At 49.8% G+C, this 6,096-nt stretch carries 5 protein-coding genes and 1 pseudogene; all 6 read right to left on the bottom strand.

Annotation, left to right across the window (positions count from 1 at the left end; genetic code table 11):
• Window positions 1-12: 12 nt before the first annotated feature.
• The gene (locus AC3DOM_RS14700; protein ID WP_487919796.1) at window positions 13-1,098 is read right to left on the bottom strand and encodes a lactonase family protein; all 1,086 of its coding nucleotides are present in this window, start codon (window positions 1,096-1,098) and stop codon (window positions 13-15) included.
• A gap of 36 nt (window positions 1,099-1,134) precedes the next feature.
• The gene (locus tag AC3DOM_RS14695; RefSeq protein WP_487919795.1) at window positions 1,135-2,313 is read right to left on the bottom strand and encodes a mandelate racemase/muconate lactonizing enzyme family protein; all 1,179 of its coding nucleotides are present in this window, start codon (window positions 2,311-2,313) and stop codon (window positions 1,135-1,137) included.
• A 1-nt stretch (window position 2,314) separates the two neighbouring features.
• Window positions 2,315-3,151 (bottom strand): NAD-dependent epimerase/dehydratase family protein, encoded by an 837-nt coding sequence (locus tag AC3DOM_RS14690; protein WP_487919794.1) that lies wholly within the window; start codon window positions 3,149-3,151, stop codon window positions 2,315-2,317.
• Between the two features lie 89 nt (window positions 3,152-3,240).
• Window positions 3,241-3,651, bottom strand: coding sequence for a diol dehydratase small subunit (locus tag AC3DOM_RS14685; protein ID WP_487919793.1), 411 nt, complete (start codon window positions 3,649-3,651; stop codon window positions 3,241-3,243).
• Between the two features lie 10 nt (window positions 3,652-3,661).
• Window positions 3,662-4,153, bottom strand: a complete 492-nt coding sequence (locus AC3DOM_RS14680; protein ID WP_487919797.1) for a glycerol dehydratase reactivase beta/small subunit family protein — start codon at window positions 4,151-4,153, stop codon at window positions 3,662-3,664.
• 84 nt (window positions 4,154-4,237) lie between these two features.
• Window positions 4,238-5,896: pseudogene (locus AC3DOM_RS14675) on the bottom strand (propanediol/glycerol family dehydratase large subunit); the annotation flags it as partial.
• Window positions 5,897-6,096 lie beyond the last annotated feature (200 nt).

Below are 6,096 nucleotides of genomic sequence, written 5' to 3'. Positions count from 1 at the left end.
AAATAATACAGATTATTTCAAGGTAACTATCTTCAAACAGACAGGCTTGGGGATGTCGGTAATTTGCCCAATGAATGTCAGCTTCCCTGTGGACTCGTTGATGCGGAAGGTGGCAATATTATTGCTGTCCTGATTGGCTGTTTGAAGAAATACACCCTTGGGATCAATGGCGAAATTACGAGGGGTTTTACCATGGGTTTTTTGATGAGGAAGAGCGCTAAGCTTTCCTGTCCCCTGATTAAATTCAAAAATCGCCAGACTATCGTGGCCACGATTGGAAACGTAAACATGCTGACCCGCAGGCGAAAAATGGATATCGGCAACGATACTCTTGGAAGAATCTGTTGGCAAGGTGGGCAGCGTTTGTCGTGAATGGAGTGTGCCGTTTTCGGCGTCGTATTCATAAACAGTCACACTACTGTCCAACTCGTTTGCCACCAACAAATGGCGATCATTTGGATGAAAAGCGAAGTGTCGTGGACCCGCACCCGGCTGTGTATGGATTTCCGTATGTCGTGAAAGGGAACCAGTCTCATCATCAAAATTATAGACAACGAGTTGATCAATTCCCAAATCGGCCACGATCACAAAGCGATTGTCAGGTGTAAATATAGCCGAATGTGCGTGTGGACCCTCCTGTCGAGCTGAGTTTGGACCGTGGCCTTCATGCTGCACAAAGGATTTCATCTCACCTAAAGCACCATCCGATAAAATGGGGAATAATGCTGCATTGCCTGTGCCATAATTGGATGCGATCAGCCACCGTCCACTACGATCAAATTGGAGATGGCAGGGCCAATCCCCGTCTGTTGACTGTTGATTGATGGGCTCCAATTTCAGATTCAAATCATCATTTTGAATCCTGAAAGAGTGAACAGACCCTAATACACCATCACTGTCTTGACCTGTTTCACTGACGGAATAGAGCCACTCCCCATTTGGATGAATGGTTAGAAAGGAAGGTTTTGCAATTCCTGAATAGGAGCCACGAGGGGTCAATTCGCCAGTTGCCAAATCTATTTTAAAAACGTGAATGCCCGGCATATTTTCTGGTGCATAGCTACCTACGAAAAGCATATCTTTTTCGTTAGTACTCATATTTTCCATTCCTACGATTTAAAATTTTCTCGGAAATTACCAATTGGTTACAGATCCGTCTCGACGTTTCCAATGAGGCGCTTCCCAAAACTTCCATGTTTGAGATTGAGCCAGCTTTTCATCAAATTCTATACCAAGACCTGGCGCTTCAGGCACAGGGAAGCTTGTCCCTTCCAGGCGAGGCTGTACAGGGAATAATTGTTCGGCGTCATTCACGCCATCCTGGCCGTAATACAGGTTTTCAGTTTGGGTTGTACGGACTTCCAGCCAGGCAAAGTTTGGCACCGCAGCAGCAAGATGAATTGTTGCGGCAGTGCAAACGGGGCCAAGTGGATTGTGGGGCATCAGGTCAATATAATGTGCCTCTGCCCAACCAGAAACCTTCATCGCTTCGGTAAAACCACCCACGTTGCAGATATCGATACGGGCGTAATCAGTAATATGTCTTTCAATATATGGCAAAAATTGCCACTTACTAGCGAACTCCTCGCCAACGGCAAAGGGTACGGGAGTGAGCTTGCGCAAGGCTTCGTATGCCTCGGGGGTTTCGTCACGGATCGGTTCCTCAAGAAAGTCCAGGGTTCCGGCAGGCATCCGCTGGCAAAAAGAGGCAGATTCGGCCAACGAAAGGCGATGATGATAATCAATCCCAAGGGTCAGTTCTGCTCCCATTTCTTCGCGTATTTTGGTCATCCATTTTGCTGTATAGGCAATACTTTCGCGTGGCTCAAAAATATCAGGTGACTCTGACTTTTTCGGTGTTAGCGGCATCATACGCATTACGCGCCAGTCATGCTCCCATAGTAACTTAACGTTCTCCAGCATTTGCTCACCACTCTCGCCTCCTGTAGTTGCAAAGCAGGGGATCAGATCACGATGTCTGCCACCGAGCAGCTGATATACGGGAACATCCAATGCCTTGCCAACAATATCATGCAAGGCAATATCTATGGCGCTTTGGGCCGCCAACAACACTCGACCACCCTCGAAGTATTGACTGCGATAAAGTTCCTGCCAGATCAGGCCGCGTTGCATGGGATCTTTACCAATCAGGAACTCCCGAAAATGCTTGAGGGCACCGATCACAGCCAACTCACGACCGCTAAGACCTGATTCGCCTAAACCATAAATTCCTTCGTCGGTCTCCACTTTGACGACCAGTTGGTTACGATTACCCACCCAAACAGGGTAAGGCTTGATATCCGTAATATGCATATTAATTCTCCTGATGATGCCAACCAAGAATTCGACCGGCTTTACTGCAATCAAAGAAACCACCTGTCCCCGTCATTTTCTTACGCATGGGGACCTTCGGGTAATATTTTTGGGCAAGATCGCTCGATAATTTTTTTTCAGCGGTTTGGGGCGCTACGATGTAAAAAACCTCATGCCCCTGGTAATCCGCCGTCAGGGAAAGCAAGCAGGCACGATTCGCATCCTCCAACAAAATATAGGCCCATAAGTGACGAGTTACAATATCACCAAAAGTACCTGCTAATATCTCAACATGCTCCTTGGTCTCAACCAACCAATGAAAACGGAGGCTGGCAATCGTCATCCACTCATAACGCCGCGCAAACGAATCCCCCTGCTGTTCCAGCACCCACTTTGACAGGCTGTATGGGTCTTCCGCATAAGTGGGATGTTCTTCGTCCACAGGAAAATAATCGTATCTTGGCGATTTACTGAATGCGCCCCCGATGGCGTTGATGGATGAGGCCAGGCAAACACGCTTGATCCCCAGGGTTGCTGCCGCATAAAGGATATTATAGCTACCCGTGGTGTTGTCAGCGTAAACTTTTGGGTCGGGGCTGTTCAATGGTGAACGATGGGCAGCCAAATGAATAACCGCATCACATCCGCTAAGGCAAGCCACCACCTCGCCAAAGTTGGTCATATCGGCAACCAGATAATCAGGCAGCCTTGTTGGCCGTGGACTGGGAATGGGTGGTATGGAACGGTCAATACTAACCACAGAATGACCTTCTTCCATCAGGTAGGGGATCAGGCTGCTGCCAAGATCACCATTTCCTCCCGTGACTGCAATTTTCATACTTTCTCCTTAGGTATAAGCGTTTCAGTTATTCAGATTTGGTTGGAATCTAGAGACACCAAATATATAAAGGGCATTTTGCGGCCAATTTATTTCTGCAATAAGTCTCGTGTCTTATAAACGGCTGCGGCTTCCCGCACCATCCGTGCACATTCTGGGGCGTGGTATTGCATTTCCAGAGAGTCAGCCAATGCCACCAGTTCAACATACGTGGCTCGTCCGGGGCGGAGCGTATTGTACATGCGCAAGACCTCAGCATTTGGTACAGCAGTAAGTTCTGCCGCACGAATAAGATTGGATGCCAGTTGAGGGTATCCTGCCTGAAGTGCCACTTCGGCCTGGGCACGTAAAGTATCGGCACTGATTTGGACATCTTCCATTTTCAGGTCGCTGGCGCGGGCAGCCTCTGTCGTAATATCAGCAAGCCGTCGCCCGCTGGCAGCAAACAACGTCTCGGCAGCACTTTCACTGAGTGGGTATTTTAAAGATTCTGTTCCCATAAAATTTTCCTTATAGATCCGGTTCCCAGTCGAAGCGCATTTCCATTGGCGGTTGGTCCTGAATTTCACCGGTTTCATGGCGATGCAGTAAGGCAGTTTTGACAATTAACCGTAACCTTGCCCAGTTATCCACCTGCACAGGGACGGGAGCGGTGGCTTTGCCCATTGCATACCGCGCAGCGTTCACCCCGATAGCCTGATAAGTTTCCAGGGTCAGATTTGGCGATTGAGAGAATAATTCCAAATTGTTAAGCCGAGCCAACCCTCGCTTGTGGATGATCGTCGTTCCCCGCGATTGCAAACCGATGGCGATACCCGAGCCGCTGAGTTGTGCCCCGATCTGCCCAATGGCGGCACAATCGGATGTGCGATAAACCTTGACCACACGTGCTACCAATCCCTGGCTTGCTACGCCGGTCAGGATGGCGGCCAGGACCTCCTCATGATCGAGACCGTTGATCGTACGCGTCAGCTCGGTTCCAAAGGCTGGTCCGACAGCCACAATGACTTCGGAATTATTACCGGCTTCTGCGGGGGACAGTTCCGCGAGGCGAAGGCATGGTTCCCCGATCTGATCAGCAATAAAATCACGTGGAGATTTTACCTGCGGCAGGTTTTGGATCTCCTGCCAGCGTTGGGCGCTCATCCGGTATCCTGTACCCGGGCCAGTGTAGTCGTTGACATCATTGACCGCACTCTGGACTTTGAAGTTGCTATCAAAAATTGCGGAAGTCTGGAGATAATCACCTGCCACGCGCTGTCGTGCCATTTCCAACAGGTTAGATGCCACTTGCTCAAAACCGCGGGTTTGGAGGGCCCGGATCACAGTCAGGATGGTTTGCTGGCTGGGCAGGAATTTATCGGCCGCTGCAAGATCAGCAATCACATCCCGCTCGGGCATTGTCTCGCTTCCATGAGCCAGCACAGCAGCCTCAACTTCCGCATCAGTTATCACTGGAAAACCCAACTCCGCATAGACCGCCTGGATGGCGGAGGCTGCCTCACGGCGGACCGTTAATGCCTCAGCTTCAGAAACGGGAAGGATTCCGCCATCCACTTGCATATCACGTTGTAAAACATTGTAATCATCAAAATCAGCGGCGTCAAAATTACCGCCGCCAAATAGATTTTCACGCCGGGGCATTGCGCTGTAACCGGAAGTAATAAAGTCAGTACCGGGGATAAATTGCAACATCAACTTGGCAGCTTTGCGGATATCTGAATGCGAGGCCAATGCATCGTTACCTGAGGCTACTTCCAATCCCAACATGGTTGCAAGTAAATTTTCAGCCAGCACTGCCCTCACACCGCCAGGGAGCGACTCGGGTAATGCGATGCAGGAAATGGAACCATTCTGCACACCCTGACTCCCGGCTCCGCGAGTTACGAACAGACAACGGGCCTCCAAATACAACATGGAACATCCCTCTGCATGACCCATCAATGCCTCAGATCCGGTACCAGAGGTAAAGCGAATTTTGACACCACGCGAGGCATATGCCGCAGAAAGAAAAGCCTTTGACCAGGGAGTATCATCGCCATCCACAAAGGTGCCTTCTGTACCGTAGACTGAGAGGGTCTCGGCATAAGAGGTGAGGCCCTTCATCGCCAATTCCAACCCTAATGATTCTTCAACTGCACACTGGGTGAGTACACCACCCCTTCCGGTTTGACTGCCGATCAGAATCGCCAATGCACTGAATGGCGCGTAACGTGCCACGCCTACGGTGGTTTCGACTTCAGCAAAGCCGCGCAAGGCCGCCTCAGCCGCATCAGCGGCCAGGAGCGCAGGGTGCTCCCGCAGATTGGTGACATGCGCCTGATTCGCTGGTGTGCGGCGAGCACGCATCTTGCCCAACCCCACCATCATCTCCAAAACGTTCATATGCCGGATGATGTCCACAAGTTTGGCCGGAGTGCAGCCACTTGCAAGATACAGGATTTCGGCACGAGGGACATTGATATCCACTAATTTTCTGGCAATATCAATGGACGGGGTCGCCATCGCAATCTCGGCGGCGGCCAGGTCCAAGCCGTTATCTGCAATGAAATAATCCAAAATATCGAACTTGGCGCGAAGTCTTCCATCCAGCTCAATCACACGACCTGCTTCGATACGCAGACCGGGCTGAGGGTCAGCTGGACTATCAGCCACAATCAGTCCGGCTTCAGGCCACGGTTCGACAAAGGTCTCGCGATTGACTTCGCGCTCTTCCAAAAGTTTAAAGCGTCGGGAAATGGGCATAAGTTGGCCTTTTATTAAAGATTACAAGCAATAAATTATTATACACGGTGGGGTATTGATAGAGCCAAAATATTATTTCTCGCGGGTATTTTTTTATGTTTATCGACTTTGGATTAAGATTGTCTGGTCTGGAATTATGCTGGGAAACGATTTGGTAAACCTGAAGGTTAGAGATTTCGCAGTTTCTTCTGTTGTATTCC

The sequence above is a fragment of the Candidatus Desulfolinea nitratireducens genome (assembly GCF_982879505.1).
Note: the sequence above shows the minus strand (reverse complement) of the source record. Positions and strands in the feature narration are given on the sequence as shown.

Bases quoted from the DNA above. Each gene is read 5' to 3' on its own strand.
- AC3DOM_RS14700 (WP_487919796.1), bottom strand. From the start codon at position 1,098: ATGAGTACTAACGAAAAAGATATGCTTTTCGTAGGTAGCTATGCACCA.
- AC3DOM_RS14695 (WP_487919795.1), bottom strand. From the start codon at position 2,313: ATGCATATTACGGATATCAAGCCTTACCCTGTTTGGGTGGGTAATCGT.
- AC3DOM_RS14690 (WP_487919794.1), bottom strand. From the start codon at position 3,151: ATGAAAATTGCAGTCACGGGAGGAAATGGTGATCTTGGCAGCAGCCTG.
- AC3DOM_RS14685 (WP_487919793.1), bottom strand. From the start codon at position 3,651: ATGGGAACAGAATCTTTAAAATACCCACTCAGTGAAAGTGCTGCCGAG.